The following is a 19,237-nucleotide window of genomic DNA, read 5'->3' as shown; positions in this document are numbered from 1 at the left end:
CGTTCGATCTTTGGGCGTTGAAGGGAGTAGCTCGGAGTTTCATGGTCAAGCATGGCGATATTGCATCGGTCCCGTTGATGCTGCCGTAAGGCAAGACGGGCGGGCATATCGACCAGGGGAACACCTCGCAAAGGGGATATTGAGATGACCTTGCAGACACCGACTTCGCCCCGGCAGCCGTTGCCGGGCGACTCGCAGCCGACGATTGCCGACAGCGTAGAAACCATCCTATCCGTCACCGAGGCGGACATCGCCGACTATACCGAATCCGTGGTGCCGCAGGCAAAGCGGCGCTCCAACTTCCGCATGCTGGCGCAGTTCCTATCGATGCAGGCGGTGTTCGGCACCGTGCTGGTCGGCTATGGCGCGCGCTTCCAGGGGCTGACGCTTTCCGAATTGACTTTGGCGATGCTGATCGCCGCGGCCGTCATGAGTCTATATTGCATCGGCTCGGCAAATGCCGGCGCCGCCACCGGCCAGACCCATTCGGTGATGGCGCGCAGCATTTTCGGCACCATCGGCAGCGGTCTCGTCTCGCTGCTTCTGGTCGTCAACGGCATGGCCTTCTACCTGTTCACGGTGAAGTTCATCATCGATATCGCCGGCGGCCTGATGACGGTGCCGGCGGTCGGCGCCATCACCGCGCTATTGGCGATAGTGATGATCGTCAACACCTATTTCGGTTTCGAGGGCGTGCAGCGCTTCGCCCAGTTCGTCGCCGTGCCGGTTATTCTGATCTGGGGCATCTTCGCCACCATCCTCGCCTTCACCACCGTCTCGCACGATGTGCTGGCCGCAGTGCCCCATGTCGACAACAAGACCGCGATGATCATGGTGATCGGCTCGATGGTCGGTCTGTCCACCTGGGGCAACGAGCCGGACTTCTTCCGCTACGCAAAGGTCGGTCGCGCCTCCTGGTGGAATATTCCAACCATCGTCATCTCATATGTGGTCGGCGCGCTGCTCTTCCCGATCATGGGCTACATGATCGCGGCGCTCTCCAACCAGCCCGACTTTGGCCCGAGCATCAGCTACTTCGTCAACTTCACCATGTTCGGCAGCGCGCTGCTGGGCATCGCAGTCATCGTCATCAACCAGTGGGCGGTGCAGGACGGCAACCTCTACATCGCAGTCAACGGCGCGCAGAACGTTCTCTCCGGCATTCGCGGCTGGAAGCGCCAGTATACCGTCGTCGGCCTTGGCCTGATTGCGGCCGTGCTCACCTTCTACCTGCCTAACTTGCAGGATACGTTCAACCTCGTCACCAGCATCGGCTCGACCACGGTGCCGGTCGCAAGCACAATCATGGCGATCGACCTTTTCCTGCTGCCCTGGCTATTCGGCATCAAGCGGCCAATGTACCGCGTCGCCAACTGGGGCGAGCTCGGCATCGCCAACTGGCCGGGCGTCATAGCCTTGGCCGCCGGTACGGTGGTCGGCGTCTACACCGCGGGCCTCATCCCGGCGATCAACAGCGCCTATATCGGCTTCCCGGCCCTTCAGGCCTGGCTGACCGGCGCGGTCGTCTACCTCATCGGCGTGACGCTGGTCCGCAAGCGGGCCGACGTGCAGGCCCTGCTTGGCTTCGCCCGCATCTGAAGCACAGGCGGTCCGGAGGCTGCAGCCAGTCTCCGGACCGATATCCAAGCCCCACTGTGTCCGTTGCGGCAGACCGCACGGGAGGAATTACCATGACATCCCTCGATCTCCTCATCCGCGCGCCGCGCGCAATCCTGCCGGAAGGCGAGCGCGCCGTATCCGTCGGCGTCGTCGGCGGCAAGATCGCCCGTGTCGCCGCGCTCGGCGCTCCCGCCAAAGCCCGGGAAACCGTCACGCTCGATGCCGATACCGTGCTGCTGCCGGGCCTCGTCGACAGCCATGTCCATATCTGCGAACCCGGCAACACCGAATGGGAAGGCTTTCTGACAGCAACCCGCGCGGCGGCGGCCGGCGGCATCACGACGCTGGTCGACATGCCGCTGGACAGCGTACCGACCACCGTGACGCTCGAGGCACTTGCCGCAAAGCGGGAGGCCGCCGACGGCCAGTGCCATGTCGATGTCGGCTTCTGGGGCGGCGCCATTCCGTCGAACCTCGAAGACCTGCCGAAGTTGCATGCCGCCGGCGTGTTCGGCTTCAAGTCCTTCCTCTGCGACACCGGCACCGACGATTTTCCGGGCATCACACCCGGACATATGCGCAAGGTGATGGATGTTGTCGCCGGTCTCGGCTCGCTCTTCATCGTCCACGCGGAGAGCGCCGAAGCGATGGCCGCAATGGCGGAGGTACACACCCGCCATTATGCCGACTATCTCGCCTCGCGCCCCAAAGGCATCGAGGACCAGGCGATCGCCCATGTGATCGAGGCAGCCCGCGCCAGCGGCGCGCGCGCGCATATCCTTCATCTCTCAAGCGCCGACGCGCTGCCGATGATCGCTTCCGCAATCGCCGACGGCGTCAGGCTCAGCGTCGAGGACCTGCCCGCACTATCTTGCGCTTTGCGCCGAGGAGATCGCCGACGGCGAGACCGCCGCCAAGGTCGGCCCACCTGTGCGCGAAACCGTCAATCGTGAAAGACTCTGGGATGGCGTCGGGGAGGGCACGATCAGCATGATCGTCTCGGACCATTCGCCCTGCACGCCTGAAATGAAGGAGCTGGTCTCCGGCGATTTCGGCGCCGCCTGGGGCGGCATTTCCTCGCTGCAGCTCGGGCTGCCGGTGACCTGGAGCGAGGCGCGCAAGCGCGGCCATTCGCTGCCCGACGTCGTCCGCTGGATGGCGGAGCGTCCGGCCGCGCTCGCCGGGCTGGCGCACAAGGGGCGCATCGCGACCGGTTGCGATGCCGACTTCGCATTGTTTTCACCCGATGCCGAATTCATCGTCGATGCGGCCAGCCTCCACCATCGCCATCCGATCACCCCTTATGCCGGCAGGACGCTGAGCGGCGTGGTGCAGGAAACATACCTCCGCGGCCGGCGCATCGACCTCTTCGGCCGCCCGATGGGCGAACTGATCGACAGAAGAGCGCAGGCCGGAAGAACAAGCCTGATGCAAGAATTGAGAAGGAGTGCCTGAGATGAAAATCCTGGTCGTCAACGTCAACACCAGCCTGTCGATGTCCGATGTCATCGACACGGCCGCCAAGACCGCAGCATCGCCTGGAACCGACATCGTCACGCTGACGCCCTTCTTCGGCCCCGAAGCGGTGGACTGCAACTTCGAGAGCTACATCTCGGCAGTCGCCGTGATGGACCGCGTGCTCGCCCATGACGAACCGTTCGATGCCGTGGTCCTGGCCGGCTTCGGCGAGCATGGCCGCGATGGGCTGCAGGAACTGATCGAGGAGCCGGTCATCGAGATCTGCGAGGCTTCCGCCCACATCGCGATGATGATCGGCCGCAGCTATTCGGTCGTCACAACCTTGCAGCGCTCGGTGCCGCCGATCGAGGATCGGCTGCGGCTGTCCGGCCTTGCCGACCGCTGCGCCTCGGTGCGCGCCAACGGCATGACCACGCTGGAGGTCGATCAGGATCCCGCCGGCGCGATGCGGTCCATCGTTGAGGAAGCGCGCAAGGCCGTCGAACAGGATCATGCCGAAGTGATCTGTCTGGGCTGCGCAGGCATGGCCGGCTTGGAGGAGGCGATCACATCCGAACTTGGCGTGCCCGTTATCGACGGCGTGGCCGCGGCGGTGCGCCTGGCCGAGGCGGTCGTCGGCCTGGGCCTCAAGACCAGCAAGGTCTCGACCTACGCAAAGCCGGACGCGAAGCGCATCGACGGTTGGCCGTTATCGCAGGCGCTGGGCTTGAGCCAGCGCCCGGCGGGGCTGGCGTTGCGCGCGGGAGGCCGGCGATGAACATGATCGAGAAAGCCTCGGCACATGAGGCTTACGCCATGCCCGAGTTGAAGGAGGATTTCGCAGCCGAGGTCGATCTTGCCTCGCGCTGGCTGGGCGGCAGCGTGCTGGCCGCGAGCGACGAATCCTTCGGCGAAAAAGAGAGCCTGCTCACGCCGACGCCCTCTGCGTTCGTCCCCGGCAATTACGGGCCGCGCGGCGAGATCGTCGACGGCTGGGAGACCAAGCGTCGGCGCGAACCCGGACACGATTGGGCATTGGTCCGGCTGGGCGCCGCCGGCATGATTACCAGCATCGATGTCGATACCTCCTTCTTCACCGGCAATTTCCCGACCACGTGCCGCATCGAGGCCTGCGGCATCGAAGGCTATCCTGGGCCCAAGGCCCTGCAATCGACCGAGACCGAATGGATCGAGATCGTGCCGCGTTCGCCGCTCAAGGGCGACGCGCACAACCGCTTCGACGTCTCTGACCGCCGCCGCTTCACCCATGTGCGTCTGTCGGCCTTTCCGGACGGCGGCATCGCGAGGCTGCGCGTCTATGGCCGTGTCGTGCCGGACCCGCGAATATTCGACGGGCTCACCATCGACCTCGCCAGCCAGGATCATGGCGGCCAGGTGGTGACCAGCAGCGACGGCTTCTACACCTCTGCCGCGATGCTCAACCGTCCCGACAAGGCACGCAACATGGGAGACGGGTGGGAAACGCGCCGCCGTCGTGATGACGGCAATGACCATGCCATCATCCGCCTGGCGCTGCCGGGCCGTGTCAGCCTGGTCGAGATCGACACAGCGCATTTCAAGTACAACGCTTCGGCGGAGGTCGCGCTTTCCGGGACGGGGGAGGCACTGACCGGAGACAACGGCTGGATGCCGCTGCTTTCGCGCCGGCCATTGCAGCCGGACACGCGCCATGTCTTTCGCGTGGCAGAAACGAGCGAGCCGGTTTCCTACGTGAGGCTCGATGCCTATCCCGATGGGGGCATCTCGCGGGTGCGGCTGTGGGGCAAGGTCGACCCCGCCGCCCGGCGCGCCGCTGGTTATCGCTGGTTCGACGCGCTGCCGACAGGGCAGGCCAGGCAGGTACTCGCGGAGCGGGCTGTCTCAGGCGACCTCGCGGAACAGGTGATTGCTGCGCGACCACTCAATGGGGAGATCGGGGGTTCCTTTCACAGCGCGGATCTATCCGGCCTGTGGACAATGCTAGAGGGACGATTCAATGAGAGCTGACGGGTTCGTCGGTGGCTTTAAAGCGCTGCGGCGATTGATGTTCGCGGCACTGCAGTTTCGTTTCGGGCAATTCGCAAAGCGCGGGTAGTTGCGGTCCGTTCCGTATCCACGGAGGCAGCCACCGACCGGCGTTCCTGGAGTGTCGCCCTTGGAGGTGGGATAGCTGGGTAGCGCGTTGGAACCGTCGATGCCGCCAAACTTGGCCTCGTATCAGTAGTTGCTTGCGAGATCCCGTGTTTGCAGCGGACAAAGACGTTGGCGGGCCACGTGAACGCCCCAGATGATCGCGGCCCGCTCACCCGAAACTTCCGAGAGCCTGTTACCGACGTTGCCGTTCACCCAAAACCTGCGCGCAAAGGCTTCGAAATCGAGGTCAAGGGCAAATTTGCCGCTCTCATTGGCGGAGCCGCGTTCCCCACCTCACGGCATACTGGAAAAGCCCGCTCAATAAGAAGCCGCTATGGGACGGCCGTTGGACACGATCGTGGGTGTGAAGTGGTAGCGGGAGAGCGCTACCGCCTTTCCCCCCACTCGGAAAACCCGAGATACCTTCTACGGTGTTGGGCGTGATGACCTATATCTGTGTTGCAAAGACCAGAGGGCAAGGACAAATCTGACCCGATGCCGACGCCGTCTCCATGACGCGAACGGCAGCTTTGATCCCAAAATCGGCCTTCGAGGCAGGCTCTGCCGATAGCTGAAAGCGGACCCCGCGGTAACGAACGTTAGACGGCGGTTGCACGGGTTGTGCCTGAGATCAGCCCCGTCCGAGTACGCCGCCGAGCGGCAGATCTTTCGTCTCGCCCTGACTGCTCTAGCTAGTTGGACAATTAAGCGCGGTCTGTCAGACTTGGCTCAGCCATCGACCGTCATGGGATCTCGGCTATTCAAAACGAAATCGGTGCCGCTCCATGAGTTCCTTTGAAGTCGCTTCGAGCTCCTTCTGACGCCGTTCGGCATTCCACGTCAGCGCGGCAGCTGCGATGTCGGCAATTTGTTCGAGGTTGCTGCGATTGAGCCGGCCCGTGATCGCCAGCGCTGTTCGTCGCATGACAATGTCTGCCAGGTGGACGACGCGTTCGTTGCGCGCCAACCAATCGATTTCCGCCTGCGTATATTCCAACGAGCCGGCAAGCGGTTCCGCCTGCCGTTTGGCTTCGTGCGCTAGAATGACATGGGCGGTCGTGCCATAGCGGTCGAGCAGTACTTCAGCGCGAGCTGGCGATGTTCCTGTTTCGGCTGTCACTGCGGAGATCCAGCGCGCACGCGCAGCCGCATCGGCCGGAAAATCGCGGCCGCCGCCGATGGCGAGGTTTTGCGTGCTCACCCGCCTGGGCTGGCCAAGCCTGGACAGCAATGTGTCCGCTACCTCTTCCGCGAAACCGCGGAAGGTGGTCCACTTGCCGCCCACCAATGAAATGATCGGCCAGTTCCGGTTGCCCTCGGGTTCCATGACCGGTGCCGAGTGGTCACGGCTGATGAGACCCGGCGCAGTGCCGTCCGACGCCGGCAGCGGGCGGATGCCGGAATAGGCATAGATGATCTGCTCGCGGCCGAAGGCAAGACCGGGCAGAAGGTCGCGCAGGCTCGCCAGGAAGTATTCGATCTCGTCCTCCTCGCAGCGCACCGTTTCGGGGTCGTCGGCGCGGATATCTGTCGAGCCGACCAGCGCCCGGCCGAGATAGTCGAACACCAGGCAGATGCGGCCGTCATTGGCCTCGAAATAGATCATGCGGCCTTTCAGAGCCCGCAACAGTTCGGGATGGTCAAGCAGGACGTGCGACCCCTTGGTGCCGCCAACCAGTCGTGACGGCGCGCCAAGCGCCGCGTTCACGGGATCGATCCAAGGCCCTGTCGCGTTGACGACGATGCGCGGCCGGAAGCTTAGCTCGCCGCCCTCCGGCAGGGCGAAACGCACGATGCTGTCGTCGCGGCCAAGCAATTGCACGTAGTTGAGAGCCTCGGATTGAGCGCTAGCCCTTATGCCGTCCTGAAGAAGCTCTAGCACCAGTCGTTCGGGATGACGGACGGTGGCATCGTAATAGGTACCGGCCGCCACGATGCGTGGCGTCAACGGCGGTATCTCGGTCAACGCCCGCGCCCTCGACCACAGCGCATGCCTTGGCATGACGCGGTGGCGGGCGCCATAGAAGTCGTACATGGCGAGACCGATCTTGATCAGCAGAGCGCCGCGGCTGCGCGGTGCGGTCATGCTGCCGAAAAGGGTCCGGAGCGCCGCTCCGATGCCCGTCAGCCACGAAAAGATCGGGATGACGGTCGGCAGCGGTCGCACGGCATGCGGCGCATTGCGCAGCAGAAGGTTACGTTCCAGCGTCGACTGCGCGACGAGGCCCAACTCGCCCGTCTCCAAATACTTGATGCCGCCATGGATGAGCCGCGACGGCGCGGCGCTGGTGCCGGAACCGAAATCCGCCTTGTCGACGATCGCGACGCTGAGGCCCTGTTCGCACAGATCGCGAAACAGACCGGCGCCATTGATGCCGGCGCCGAGGATCAGGACATCGACGTCCCGTGACGCCCCGGTCATTGCACCGGCACGATCTTGAGATTGACCCCGGCCGCCCTCAGGCTGCCGGCAATCTCATCGGGAAGACCGTCGTCACAGAGCACGAGATCGAAGTCGGTGAGGTCTGCGAAAAGATGCAGCGCTACCTTGCCGAACTTGGAGGAATCGATCAGCAGGATGGTGCGCGCGGCCGCCGCGGCCATCGCCTGCTTGACCCGCACCACCTGCGGATCCTGGATCAGCGTGGCGGTTTTGTCGATCGCCGAAGCGGAGCAGATCAGAAGGTTCACCCTGATCTTCTGCAGGGCGCTCTCGCAGATGTGGCCGATAAAGGCGTTGTAGGTCGGATGGTATTCGCCGCCGAGCAGGATAAGCTTCAGGTCCTCCTTGTCGACCAGCTGTTCCGCCAGGGACAGGCTATTGGTGACAATTGTCAACGGTGCCATCTGCGGCAGGAACGGGCCGACCGCGTTGGCGGTGGTCGAATCGTCGAAAAGCACAACCTGCCCGGGTTCGATCTCGGCCACGGCCGCCCGGGCGAGCGCATGCTTGGCGGCGGTCGCATGCGTTTCGCGGAAGCGGAAAAGGCTTTCGTAGATGCCGGACGGCTGTGCGCTGACTGCGCCGTGCAGCTTGCGCAGCACCCCCTGGCGCGCCAGTTCGTCGACGTGGCGATGGATCGTCATGCGTGAGACGCCGAATGTCGCGACAAGCTCGTCGATTCGTGCCTCGCCGTGCTGAATGACATATTCGGCAATGTCCTGGCGGCGATTGTCCGTGTTCATGGTTCCCCCGTTTGCGCGAGCGCTTCGATCGACGGCCAGGCGCCGGCGAGACGGTTGGCGATGTCACAGTGCAGCCGGTAGCGCTTGTCCATGCCGGCGCTGCGCACGGGGTCGGGCCGGTAGGTACGGCCAAGCGCGGCGAGTTCGCGCGGATCATGACGTGCTGAGGCAAACAGGCCGATGCCGGCTCCGGCGCACAGTGCCGCGCCCCATGCTGCGGCCTCCTCAGTTTTGGTCACCGTAATCGGCATGCCGAGCACATCGGCAAATATCTGCGCGAAGACGGAATTGCGCGAAATGCCGCCGGTCAGCCGCACCTCCCTCGCGGCAAAACCTTCGCGCAGCGCATCGACGTGAACGCGATGGTTGAAGGCGATGCCTTCGATCACCGCTCGTAACATGTCGCCCCTGTCGTGCCAGCCGCGCAGCCCGAGAAAGCTGGCGCTAGCACCTGGGCCATGCGGCGAGCCGAACAGATAAGGGTGGAATAGCAGTGTAGACGGTCGCGCCAGCGCTGCCTCGATTTCCGGACCGACGACGGCGTGGATCGATCGCCCGTCGGCTTCCGCCGCCGCCCGCTCGGAGCCGCATAGCGTGTCGAGGAACCAGTCGTAGTTTGCCGCCGATGCCGGCGAGATCGACATGTTGTTCCACTCGCCTGGGCTCAGTCCGTTGCGACAGAACCAGCGGGCGTCGATGCGCGGTGCGGCGGATACCGTCTCATTGATTGAATAGGTGCCGGCAACGACGGCGATCACACCTTCGCCGTAGCCGCCGATGCCGAGCGCCGAGGCAGTTACATCATGCAGGCCGGCCACGACCGGCGTGCCCGAGACAAGTCCGGTAGACCGGGCCGCTTTCGCCGTGACGGCGCCGACGATCTCGTCGGGCCGCGCGACCGGCGGCAGTGCATCGCCGAGCGCTCCTAAGCCGAAGATCGAGAGGATATCCGGCGCGTAGGCTTGCGTATCGACCTCTGTGAACGAGGTGCTCGCCTCGGTGAGATCGGTGCCCAGGCTGCCCGTCAGGCAAAAGCGCAGCCAGTCCTTGCAGGCAAGCACGTGGCCGATATGGGCAAAGCGCTCCGGCTCGCGCTCGCGTATCCAGGCCAGAAGCGAAGACGGCGCCGAGGCATGTGGCGTCTGGCCGGTCCGCGATAAAGCCTTCGCGGCCGTCCCATCGGTCTGCCACCGGTCCGCGATGTCTCCGGCCCGGCTATCAAGTGACAGGATGCCGTACCCGAGCGGCTCGAGGGTGCGATCGACCATGTAGAGCCCGTCACCATGGGCAGTGACCGCGACGGCGGCGATATCGGAGGCCGGCCGGCCACACTCCGACACCACTTGCGCGATCGCATCGGCGGTAGCCCGCCAAAGCCCGTTCATGTCGCGCTCTACATGGTGCGGCTCGGACATGATCTGCGCCAGCCGGCGGCGCGCCACGGCCAGCGGCGTGCCGGTCTCATCGAAGATCACGGCCTTGGTGACGGTCAGACCACTATCGATTCCCAGCAGACAGGGCATCCGCTCCTCGCCATGCACATCGCGTGCATCTTCTGGGAAATTCACATAGCATGATGTTAAGTTAACATCAATGATTGTTACAATTCGTCTTGCCGCACAGGAGCGACGACGACCCTCGTGCCTTCTGCCTTCATCGTCTCGATCTGCCTGGGCGGGGTTCCCTCGTCGACGACGATCACGTCGAACTCACCAAGCGCGCACATGGCGTGCAATGCGCGGCGCTCGAACTTGGTGTGGTCAGCCAGCAGGATTCGCGTGGCGGCGCTGTCGAACATGGCGCGCTTGGTTTCGACCATTTCCGGCGACTGGTGAAACACCATGCCGTCGGTAATGGCCGACATCGACATGAACACGCAATCGGCTCTCAGCCGCCGGATCTCGGTGATCGTGACCGGTCCCATGAAGGCATTGCACCAGTTGTAGAACTGGCCGCCAAGCCCAAGTAGCGTCAGGTCTCGAATGCCCTTCAGCTCATTCATCAGCGTGATGGAATTGGTGATCGCCGTCAGCGGCACGCGCGCCGCGAGATACGGCACGAGCTGCAGGACCGTGGTGGAATCGTCGAAGAACACGGCTTGACCGGGTTCGAGGAAATCCGCCGCAGCCTGCGCTATAGCGCGCTTCTCGGTAGCCTGGCGCGACGAGCGGTAGACGTCGCTAGATTCGATGAGGCTGGTGGGGGCCGCCGAGACGATGCCGCGCGTCTTGCGCAGCAAACCCTTACCGACCAGTTCGTCAAGGTCGCGATGCGCGGTCATCAGGCTGATGCCGAAGCGTTCGGTGAGGTCCTCGATGCGCATCGTGCCCTCGGCCAGGACGGCCTCGGCCATCATCTGGCGGCGTGCAAGCTGGCGCGCGTGGCGGCTGTCGGCGGGTACCTGATCCCAGGCAAGGTTCTTCAACGCCTGCTCGGGCCGAATCTCGCGATCTTTCATCTAAGCCTCTCCTGCCGATGCCATTCGCATATTTGGCGCCGATGGCAAGCGGTGCCTTAAGGGCGAGCAGTGTTTTGCGCATCGAATGCATCTTGCGCGGCAGGAAGAGGGCGCGCGCATCGTGCGCGCCCCCCGAAGTCTACTGGGAAAGCGTGAACGGCCCAGTGTATTTGTCGACATTGTCCTTGGTGATCAGGGCACAATCAAAGAGCTGCTTCTCGGAGGATACGCCTGTCGACCCTGTCTTGATGAACTTATCGGCCTGCTTCACGGCCTCGGCCGAGAACACGGCGACGGGCTGCAGCACGGTGTATTGCATTTCGCCCGCCTTGACGGCGGCGACCGCGTCCGGCGAGCCGTCAAATCCACCGACCTTCACCTGGCTAAGCTTGCCCGCTTCCTTCAGCGCCGCAATGGCGCCCAGGGCCATCTCGTCGTTGCCCGAGATGACACCTACGATGTCGGGATGGGCCTGCAGCAGCGATTGCATTTTCTGGTAGCCCTGGGTGCGATCCCAATTGGCCACCTCCTTGCCGGCCTTCTTGAGGTCCGGGTACTGGCCAAGCACGGTCTCATAGCCGTTCGAGCGCGTTGCCGCATTGTTGTCGGCCGGGTTTCCGAACAGTTCGACGTAGTTGCCCTTGTCGCCGATCGCTTCGACCCACTGTTGCGCGCCGAGTGCGGCGCCCTGGGCGTTGTTGGAGACCAGCTGTGCCTTGGCGAGACCATCCTGGTTGATCTCGGCGTTGACCAGGAAGACCGGGATGTTGGCGGCGATTGCCTTCTTGACCGCGCCGATCGAACCGTCGGCATTGGCCGGGTCGAGGATGATCGCCACCGATTTGTTGGTGATGGCGGTGTCGATCATCGTGCTTTCGGTATTGGTGTCGCCCTTGTGGGCGCTGACGTTGGCGGTGTAGCCAAGCTTCTCGGCCGTGGCCTTGGCGACCTGACCCTCGGTGAGCCAATAGGGATTAGCCGGATCGGTCACGATGATGCTGATCAGGCCCGCCGCCCAGGCATGGCTTGCCATCAGCGGCAGCGCCGCGGCCGCGACCAAGAGCATCCTTCTGGTTTTGTTGATCATTTCTCTCACTCCCTTTGTAAAGATTGCGGTTGCATATTGCGGTTGCCGATTTGTCTCGGCCTTCTTTTCCGGTCGGTCTCCTTGCGTCCCGGAGAAGCTTGCGGCGAGGCGCGGAGTCACTGTCGGACGCCGCGAGCCCCGTATTGGATGGTGTTCATGAGCACGGCGAGCACGATTACGGCGCCGGTGAAGACGGTCTGCCAGTAGGAGGACACGCCGATGATGACGAGGCCGTCCGAGAGAAAACCGATGACGAAGGCGCCGAGCATCGTGCCGCGCACGGTACCGCGCCCTCCGGTCAATGCGGCCCCGCCGATGACCACCGCCGCGATAGCGGTCAGTTCATATGTGGTGCCGGCGGTTGGTCCGGCCGAAGTCAACTGCGAGGAAAGCACCAGGCCGGCGATGGCCGACAGGATACCCGAGAGCGTGTACACGGTGATCTTGACCCGCTTGACCGGCACGCCCGACAGCTCGGCCGCGTTCTCGTTGCCGCCCGAGGCGTACAGCCAGCGACCGAAGGCGGAGCGGCTAAGCATCAGCCCGGTCAGCACGGCGAGGACCGCCAGAACCACCACACTGATCGGCACGCCAAAGAGCCGGTTGAAGCCCAGCCAGTCGAAGCCGGTGTTGCCGAGCTCCGGCCGACCGGCGAGGTTGTTGTAAGTGAGGCCGTTGGTCATCAGCAGCGCGATGCCGCGCGCCATGTACATAACTCCCAGCGTGGTGACGAAGGCCGGCACCCTGAACCAGGCGATGAGAATGCCGTTGAGCATGCCGACCAAGGCGCCGAGCGAGCAAGTGAGCACGATCACCGCCCACACCGGCGGAAACAGGATCACGCCAAGCGGCTTCAGTTCCATGCCCTGCATCAAGGCGCCTGCGACGACTCCGCACAGCGCCAGGATCGAACCGACCGACAGGTCGATGCCGCCGCTCAGTATGACCACCAGCATGCCGATCGCGAGTATCCCGTAGATGGCTACGTGCGAGGACATGATCAGCAGATTGGAGATGGTCAGGTAATTCGGCGACAGAAAAGAAAAGACGACGATGATGGCGATCAGGGCGAAGAAAGCGCGGCCCTTCAGCAAGAGCTTTATGAGGCCGGTATTTCCCTTTGCCGATGCGACCGGGGAAGCGGTGGTGCGGTTGGCGCTCGTTTGCGTCATTGTTGGTTCCCGTGCTCCGCTCAGGCCGCCACGGCCTCGCCGGAGGCGGCCATGATCTTTTCCTTGGGGACGTCGGAGGTGAATTCGGCGGAGATCCGGCCGCGCCGCATTATGATGATGCGGTGGGCGATCGAGAGGCACTCATTGACTTCCGAGGTCGTGTAGACGATGGCCTGCCCGGCCGCCGCATGGGCTGCAAGGATCCGGAAAACCTCGGCCTTGGCGCCGATGTCGATGCCGCGACTGGGTTCATCCAGCAGGAGAACCTTGGGTTGGGTCGCCAGCATCTTGCCAATGACCACTTTCTGCTGGTTGCCGCCTGACAGCGATCCAATCGGTACATCCGGTCCGTCGGTCTTCACGGTGACGTCCGTGATCGATTTCTGGATCAATGCCCGCTCAAGCCTTAGCGAAGTGAAGACCCCGCGCGTGAACTCCATGATCGAGGCGAGCGAGAGATTCTGCCCGACAGACATCGTCTGGACGAGCCCGTAGCGCTGGCGATCCTCAGGCACAAGTGCAAGGCCACTGGCGATGCGCTCGCCGATGGCAAGATGGGAAATCTCCCTGCCTTCGAGCGCTATCTCGCCGGATGAGGCGCTGAGTTTTCCTGCGATGGTTTCAAGCAGCTCTGTCCTGCCGGCACCCATCAGGCCATAGATGCAGACAATCTCACCGGCCCTGACGTCGAGCGACATGCGGTCCACGACGTTGTAGCCGCCTCCGGCCGGGTCCGGCACGGTCAGGCCACGGACCGAGAGCAAGACCGAGCCGAAATCATGACCGGTCGGCGGACTGCCCAGATCGTAGTTCTCGCCGACCATGTTGCGCACGATCCATTCAAGGTCGATATCGGCGCGCGGCGCATAGGCCGTCATGTTGCCGTCCCGCAGCACCACGGCATGATCGGTGATCTGCAGGGCTTCCTCGAGATGGTGCGAGATGTAGACGATCGACACGCCCTTGGCGGTGAGGTCGCGGATCACCTTGAACAGAACCTCGACCTCAGTGGCCGAGAGCGCCGATGTCGGCTCATCCATGATGAGGATCCGGCTGTCGATCGAGAGCGCGCGGGCGATCTCCACGATCTGCTGCTGCCCGAGGCGCAGCTCCTCAACGGGGGTGAGCGGATCGATGTCCTCCTGGAGTTCCGCCAGCAGCTCGCGGACCTGACGTTCCTCCTCGGCGTAGTTTACGCCCGCCGCACCATTGATCTCGCGCCCCATGAAGATGTTGTCGCGAACCGACAGGTTGGGCGCGAGGCTGAGTTCCTGATGAATGATCGAAATGCCGTGGTTTCGCGCGTCGGTGGAAGAGGAAAACACGATGGGCTGGCCGTCGAGAATGACCTCGCCGGAGGTCGGCCGCACCACACCGGAGAGGATCTTCATAAGCGTCGACTTGCCGGCTCCGTTCTCGCCGAAGAGTGTCGTCACCTGGCCGCGGTGAACATCGAAATTGACACCCTTCAGCGCCTTCACGCCGTTGTAGGACTTGGCGATGTTGCGTGCCGCCAGAACCACTTCATCGGCCCGCCGGGAGATCGCGGCGTCGCTCATTTGACGGTGACCTTCACCGGCGTGATCAGCCAGTTCTTCGGATTGATAAGACGGAAGGCACCGAAGATTTCCAGCGTCTTGCCGGAAAGGTTGGCGGTGTCGATCCCATCGAGGGTCGCCTTCTTCATGGCACGGTTGATGGCCGAGCCAGCGTCCTGGTACTCGATCTGGTTCTTGAACTTGCCGAAGGCGATGTCGCCTGGTGCGTCGCGCAGGTCTGTTCCGTTGATGGCGGGACCAGTCTGCAACCGCACGTGGATCTCGGCCGGCACGCCATCTGCCTTGAGCTCGTAGACGCCGGACTTCGCTTCACCCGCCACCGCCGTCAGCCTGATCGGGATGATCGCGCCGGTCGATGAGGCTGTTCCATACTGCTTTGCGGCTGCATTCTTATCGGCCATGGCTGCCGGCCCGAAGGTCGCAGCGTCGACTGCGTGCTCGACGACGAATGCCTGGATGCGCGGAAACTCCTTTTCGCCGAACCGGTCGGGTGAAAACGCCTCCTGGCTCACGTCTGCGGATGATCCGATCCGGACGACCTTGGTATCGAGCGCGATGGCGGCGAGGACTACGACGCCGAGACCGAACGCAATCATCAGACCGCGGCGCGGCGCGGCGGGGGGCTTCGGCGTCCGGGTTGCCGCTACGTTCATAATCAGTTCCCGACCCGCGATCGAACTGGGCGGGTCCAGACCTGCAAGGGTTGTCGACGCGCGCGCGCCGACGCACGCCCTTCGACGACGCGGTATCCCTTCGGCTCGAATGCTTGCATCGCTTTCTCCACCCTTGACCTGCGATGCGGCTTCTTCCTCCCGCAACATCGCCATCGGTCTGTAATGTTAAATCCGTGTTATCTTTGCGTCAAGTATGTGATATCAGCGTTTCGCTTCGAAGCGGATTTGACCCTCGGGCAGGCGCCGGCGCCCAGGCCAACGTCCAATGAATCGCTTGCCGCCGAATCCGCGCATCCCCGTTTCCCAGCACGACCGGTAATCTGAGATTGCCGGTCGCATAAGCGCGGCAGGGTAGGGCTGTCGCTAGGGTAAGAGCTCCGATAAACATCTGATCTAGCGGTGTTTTATTTCCACCACCCCGTATCCCGACTCGAACTGAATGCAAATCTGAACTGTCCAGCCGCTTTCTTGTTCGCTCTCCCATTTGCCTGGCCGGGATGACGTAAGGCGGGTACCGATTTCATCCCTGCTAAAATAAGCCTATCTGAAAAAAATTTCTCTGTCTGCAAAAAAAATCAACAGTTGTGTTATTTCCATGATAATTTAGGATGGTTTCGTTATGGGGGAGCAGGTGGCCACGTATTCTTGTACCGCTGCAGGCCAGCGGTGGCCGCAGTCGCAAACGAGGAGGAAACAGACATTGCCCTGTTGCCGATGGAAGTGCGTTCGCACTGAAAGTGGAGCGGTCCGTGGCTCGCTCTGATGTTATCGTTGGCATCGATTCCGGCACGTCGATCATCAAGGCGGTCGCCTTCGACTTGAACGGTCGCCAGATTGCGTCCGCTTCGGTTCCGAACCGGTACGCGTCGGGTGCAGACGGCTCGGCGACGCAGTCGCTCTCCCAAACTTGGCACGACTGCGCGACGGCCCTTAGAGGGCTTCGCGAAAAGGTCGAGGACCTGGCTGCGCGCACCGCCGCTCTGGCAGTGACCGGGCAGGGCGACGGCACGTGGCTGGTCGGGCGCGAAAACAGACCGGTCGCGGATGCATGGCTGTGGCTCGACGCACGCGCTTCACCCACTGTCGAGCGCCTGGCCGCCGGCCCGCTCAGCCGCGCTCGCTTCGAGGCGACGGGAACGGGCCTGAACACTTGCCAGCAGGGCAGCCAGATGGCGCATATGGACCGCCACTCGCCTGACCTTCTCGATCAGGCGGAAGTCGCGCTGCACTGCAAGGACTGGCTCTATGTGAAGCTGACGGGCGTACGCGCCACCGACCCCTCGGAGGCGAGCTTCACCTTTGGCAATTTCCGTAACCGCCACTACGACGACATCGTGATCGAGGCGCTTGGCCTTTCCGGGCGGCGCAAGCTCTTGCCAGAGATCGTCGACGGCACGATGATCACCCATCCGCTCACCGCCGAGGCGGCGGCCGAGACCGGCCTGAAAGCGGGTACTCCGGTCAGCCTCGGCTATGTCGACATGGTCATGACCGCACTTGGCGCCGGCGTCTGCGGTGGCCAGGGAGATGTCGCCTGCTCGATCGTCGGCTCGACCGGCGTTCACATGCGCGCCGTACCCACGGGCGAGGTCCACCTCAACAAGGAGGGTTCGGGCTACGTCATTGCCCTACCCATTCCCGGTCTGGTGACGCAGGTGCAGACCAACATGGCGACCACGCTCAACATCGATTGGGTCCTCGGCCTGGCGGCGGACGTGCTGAAGGACTTCGGGCACGACGCCAATCACCGCGATCTGGTCGGCCGCATCGATCAATGGCTTGCGACGACCCGCCCTGGCCAGGTCGTCTATCACCCTTACATTTCGGAGGCCGGGGAACGCGGACCGTTCGTCAATGCCAACGCTCGTGCCGGATTCGTCGGCCTGTCGGTCGGCCATCGCTATCCCGATATGGTCCGTGCGGTCATCGAAGGGCTGGGGCTGGCCATGCGCGATTGCTATGCGGCGATGGGCGACCTGCCATCGGAGCTGCGGCTTTCGGGTGGCGCTGCCCGCTCGAAGGGATTGCGCGGTATCCTGTCGGCGGCGGTTCATGCACCCGTGCGTGTCTCGTCGCGTGAGGAAGCCGGTGCCGCCGGTTGCGCGATGATGGCGGCGGTTGCCATCGGCGTCTACCCCGATATGAACGCCTGCATCGCTGAATGGGTGACGCCGCTGCTGGGGCCTGCCGAGGCGCCAGATCCGAAGTTGATGGCGGCCTATGACAAGCTTTTCGCAGCATTCGGCGCGGCGCGTCGTGTCCTGGGTCCCGCCTGGGATGCCCTGGCCGCCGCGCGCCGTAATGCAGCAGGCGCCCCTACCGAAACGTCCAAAGGACAAAGCGATGGGGCCTGAGCCGAAGACGGTCGATCTCTTCGTCATAGGCGGCGGCATCAACGGCGCAGGCATCGCCCGGGATGCGGCCGGTCGCGGCCTGTCGGTCGTGCTGTGCGAAAAGGACGATCTTGCCGAGGGCACCTCCTCGCGCTCCGGCAAGCTGGTGCACGGCGGCCTGCGCTACCTCGAATACTATGAATTCCGGCTGGTGCGCGAAGCGCTGATCGAGCGCGAGGTGCTGCTCAAGGCCGCGCCACATATCATCTGGCCGATGCGCTTCGTGCTGCCGCACAGCCCGCAGGATCGGCCGGCCTGGCTGGTGAGGCTCGGCCTGTTTCTTTACGACCATTTGGGCGGCCGGAAAAAGCTGCCGGCCACGCGCAGGCTGGACCTCAGGCGCGATCCGGAAGGAGCGCCGCTGCTCGACCGCTACACGGACGGGTTCGAATATTCCGACTGCTGGGTGGACGACGCCCGGCTCGTGGTGCTCAACGCGATCGGCGCTGCCGAGCGTGGGGCCGAGGTGCTCACCCGTACGCCCGTCGTTTCCGCCCGCCGCGAAGAGGGCGCCTGGACGGTGACGGCGAAGAATTCGATGACGGGGCAAACGCGCGTTTTCCGCGCCCGCTGCGTCGTCAATGCCGCCGGCCCATGGGTTTCAGACGTCATTGGCCGTGTCGCGGGATCGAACTCATCACGCAACGTACGCCTGGTCAAAGGCAGCCACATCATCGTGCCGAAGTTCTGGCAAGGGGCGAATGCCTATCTGGTGCAGAATCACGACAAGCGCGTCATCTTCATCAACCCCTATGAAGGCGACATGGCGCTGATTGGAACTACCGACATCGCCTATGATGGCCGCGCCGAGGATGTGAAGGCCGACGAGAGCGAGATCGACTATCTGCTCGCGGCGGTGAACCGCTACTTCAAGGAGAAGCTGCGGCGCCAGGACGTGTTGCACTCATTCTCCGGTGTGCGGCCTTTGTTCGACGACGGCAAGGGCAATCCATCCGCCGTGACGCGCGACTATGTCTTCGACCTCGACGAGACCGGCGGTGCGCCACTGCTCAACGTCTTCGGCGGCAAGATCACCACTTTCCGCGAACTGGCCGAGCGCGGCATGCGCCGGCTGAAGCATGTTTTCCCACGGATGGGTGGGGACTGGACCGGCGATGCGCCGCTGCCCGGCGGCGAAATTCCCAATGCCGACTACGAGACCTTTGCAAACGGCCTGCGCGAGGCCTATCCGTGGATGGCACGTGATCTCGTGCATCACTACGGACGGCTTTACGGCGCGCGCGCCAAGGATGTCGTCAAGGATGCCGCAAGCCTGGACGGCCTTGGTCGCCATCACGGCGGCCTGCTGTACGAGGCGGAGGTGCGCTATCTCGTCGCCAAGGAGTGGGCGCGCACGCCGGACGACATCCTGCTGCGGCGCACCAAGCACCACCTGCACCTCACCGAGGCCGAACGGCACGCCTTCGCCGGATGGTTCGAGGCTGAGCGCCTTGCCGAGGCTGCGTGAAATCCGATGCGAGCTCGACCCAGAACCAC

Annotated in this window: 15 protein-coding genes; 7 read left to right on the top strand and 8 right to left on the bottom strand. The window is 63.6% G+C overall.

The window, feature by feature from the left end:
• The first annotated feature begins 144 nt into the window (after positions 1-144).
• From ACR64R_RS15935 to alc, 5 genes are all read left to right on the top strand, one after another.
• The gene (locus ACR64R_RS15935; protein WP_487357301.1) at positions 145-1,599 is read left to right on the top strand and encodes a purine-cytosine permease family protein; all 1,455 of its coding nucleotides are present in this window, start codon (positions 145-147) and stop codon (positions 1,597-1,599) included.
• Between the two features lie 92 nt (positions 1,600-1,691).
• On the top strand, positions 1,692-2,573 hold the full coding sequence (locus tag ACR64R_RS15930; RefSeq protein WP_487357300.1) for an amidohydrolase family protein: 882 nt from the start codon (positions 1,692-1,694) through the stop codon (positions 2,571-2,573).
• A complete protein-coding gene (locus ACR64R_RS15925; protein ID WP_487357299.1) occupies positions 2,551-3,075 on the top strand; it encodes an amidohydrolase family protein in 525 nt (174 codons plus the stop codon). The genes ACR64R_RS15930 and ACR64R_RS15925 overlap by 23 nt, the downstream gene beginning before the upstream one ends.
• Before the next feature lies 1 nt (position 3,076).
• Positions 3,077-3,856, top strand: coding sequence for an aspartate/glutamate racemase family protein (locus ACR64R_RS15920; RefSeq protein ID WP_487357298.1), 780 nt, complete (start codon positions 3,077-3,079; stop codon positions 3,854-3,856).
• The gene (gene alc / locus ACR64R_RS15915; protein ID WP_487357297.1) at positions 3,853-5,085 is read left to right on the top strand and encodes an allantoicase; all 1,233 of its coding nucleotides are present in this window, start codon (positions 3,853-3,855) and stop codon (positions 5,083-5,085) included. Before ACR64R_RS15920 ends, alc begins: the two co-directional genes overlap by 4 nt.
• Positions 5,086-5,968: 883 nt before the next feature.
• Here alc and ACR64R_RS15910 read toward each other — a convergent pair.
• The 8 genes from ACR64R_RS15910 to ACR64R_RS15875 form a co-directional block, all read right to left on the bottom strand.
• On the bottom strand, positions 5,969-7,633 hold the full coding sequence (locus ACR64R_RS15910) for a glycerol-3-phosphate dehydrogenase/oxidase (protein ID WP_487357296.1): 1,665 nt from the start codon (positions 7,631-7,633) through the stop codon (positions 5,969-5,971).
• Positions 7,630-8,397, bottom strand: a complete 768-nt coding sequence (locus ACR64R_RS15905) for a DeoR/GlpR family DNA-binding transcription regulator (RefSeq protein WP_487357295.1) — start codon at positions 8,395-8,397, stop codon at positions 7,630-7,632. Before ACR64R_RS15905 ends, ACR64R_RS15910 begins: the two co-directional genes overlap by 4 nt.
• Entirely contained in the window at positions 8,394-9,920 is a 1,527-nt protein-coding gene (locus ACR64R_RS15900; protein WP_487357294.1) for an FGGY-family carbohydrate kinase, read from the bottom strand. Before ACR64R_RS15900 ends, ACR64R_RS15905 begins: the two co-directional genes overlap by 4 nt.
• 77 nt (positions 9,921-9,997) lie before the next feature.
• Positions 9,998-10,855, bottom strand: coding sequence for a DeoR/GlpR family DNA-binding transcription regulator (locus ACR64R_RS15895; protein ID WP_487357293.1), 858 nt, complete (start codon positions 10,853-10,855; stop codon positions 9,998-10,000).
• Between the two features lie 139 nt (positions 10,856-10,994).
• Complete coding sequence (locus ACR64R_RS15890; RefSeq protein ID WP_487357292.1) at positions 10,995-11,942, bottom strand: substrate-binding domain-containing protein; 948 nt, start codon at positions 11,940-11,942, stop codon at positions 10,995-10,997.
• Positions 11,943-12,058: 116 nt separating this feature from the next.
• The gene (locus ACR64R_RS15885; protein ID WP_487357291.1) at positions 12,059-13,114 is read right to left on the bottom strand and encodes an ABC transporter permease; all 1,056 of its coding nucleotides are present in this window, start codon (positions 13,112-13,114) and stop codon (positions 12,059-12,061) included.
• Between the two features lie 20 nt (positions 13,115-13,134).
• Entirely contained in the window at positions 13,135-14,673 is a 1,539-nt protein-coding gene (locus ACR64R_RS15880; protein ID WP_487357290.1) for a sugar ABC transporter ATP-binding protein, read from the bottom strand.
• Positions 14,670-15,326 carry a DUF2291 family protein gene (locus tag ACR64R_RS15875; RefSeq protein ID WP_487362459.1) on the bottom strand — a complete coding sequence of 219 codons (657 nt, stop codon included), beginning with the start codon at positions 15,324-15,326 and terminating at the stop codon, positions 14,670-14,672. The genes ACR64R_RS15880 and ACR64R_RS15875 overlap by 4 nt, the downstream gene beginning before the upstream one ends.
• Before the next feature lie 770 nt (positions 15,327-16,096).
• Here ACR64R_RS15875 and ACR64R_RS15870 point away from each other — a divergent pair.
• Positions 16,097-17,701, top strand: a complete 1,605-nt coding sequence (locus ACR64R_RS15870; RefSeq protein WP_487357289.1) for an FGGY family carbohydrate kinase — start codon at positions 16,097-16,099, stop codon at positions 17,699-17,701.
• On the top strand, positions 17,691-19,208 hold the full coding sequence (locus ACR64R_RS15865; RefSeq protein WP_487357288.1) for a glycerol-3-phosphate dehydrogenase: 1,518 nt from the start codon (positions 17,691-17,693) through the stop codon (positions 19,206-19,208). Before ACR64R_RS15870 ends, ACR64R_RS15865 begins: the two co-directional genes overlap by 11 nt.
• Positions 19,209-19,237 lie beyond the last annotated feature (29 nt).

Source organism: Mesorhizobium sp. MC2-1-1 (assembly GCF_057597255.1).
The sequence above is the reverse complement of the archived record's forward strand: the minus strand, read 5'-3'. Positions and strand labels throughout refer to the sequence as shown.